We start from the raw sequence: 1,216 nt of genomic DNA, 5'->3' as shown, positions 1-1,216 counted from the left end.
TGGAGCAATGCATGCCATTGCAAAGCAAAAGCTTCCAATCAATGTGGTTGCCTGTCTGCCACTATGCGAGAATCGAATTTCACAATCCTCCCATTTGCCTGGTGATGTAATCAAATCTTATCAGGGTAAAACGATTGAAATCCTAAATACAGATGCAGAAGGAAGGCTCATTTTAGCAGATGCTATGAGTTATGGAATACGAAATGAAGGTATTACAAAGATTCTTGATATCGCAACCTTAACTGGTGCAGTGTGGTCAGCATTAGGATTTACCATCGCAGGAGCAATGTCCAATGACGATTCCTTCTACCGGATGTTTGAAGACGGTCTATCTTTTGCACAAGAAAGTTATTTGCGTTTTCCATACCATAAGGAACATGAAAAGATGATAAAAAGTAATGTTGCAGATATTAAGAATATTGGTGCAGATTGTTGTGGAGCGATTACGGCAGGATTATTTATCAAAGAATTTTGTGAAGACCTGCCATGGATTCATTTAGATATTGCTGGTACTGCATGGAGTGATACACCACAATATGCATTTGATGACAAAGGCGCAACAGGAGCTGGCGTGACAGCAATTTATTATATGCTTAAACAAGCTGCAAATGAAAGGTAGAAGTGTGATTTACATGAAATATTAAGCAGGCATGTTTTTAAGTGTGTAAATAATTATTCTGCCACCCAAATTCGTAGAATTGAGACCGAATGGAGGTTATTATGGATAAATTTATTTTAGAAGCATGTGTTGATAGTGTGGAGTCTGCGGTTATCGCAACGAATGCTGGTGCAAATCGGCTTGAACTTTGTGCCAATCTAATCATTGGAGGGACTACCCCTACTCTTGCCATGTTTCAACAAGTCCGAAAGCGTTGCGATAATAAGATTCATGTATTAATACGTCCAAGGTTTGGAGATTTTTGTTACACAGAGGATGAGTTTGAAATAATAAAAGAAGAGGTACGACAATATAACAAATTTGGTGCGGATGGCGTTGTAATAGGAATATTAACACCTGATGGTGAACTAAATATGCAACAGATGGCGGCTTTAGTAAAAGAAGCAGGGAATATGTCAGTCACCTTACATAGAGCATTCGATATGTGTAAAGATCCGCAAATAACATTAGAACAGGCTATAGAGCTTGGAATCGATTCTATCCTAACTTCTGGTCAGGCCAATGACTGTGTAACCGGGAAAGAGTGCTTAAAGGACT

Annotated in this window: 2 pseudogenes; both read left to right on the top strand. The window is 38.9% G+C overall.

What is annotated here, in order from left to right:
- Window positions 1-619: pseudogene (locus RTP52_RS11510) on the top strand (leucyl aminopeptidase family protein); the annotation flags it as partial.
- Window positions 620-720: 101 nt separating this feature from the next.
- A pseudogene (locus tag RTP52_RS11505) lies at window positions 721-1,216 on the top strand (copper homeostasis protein CutC); the annotation flags it as partial.

The sequence above is a fragment of the Lachnoclostridium sp. genome, from assembly GCF_031997925.1.
Taxonomy (GTDB): Bacteria; Bacillota; Clostridia; order Lachnospirales; family Lachnospiraceae; genus Lachnoclostridium.
Note: the sequence above shows the minus strand (reverse complement) of the source record. Positions and strands in the feature narration are given on the sequence as shown.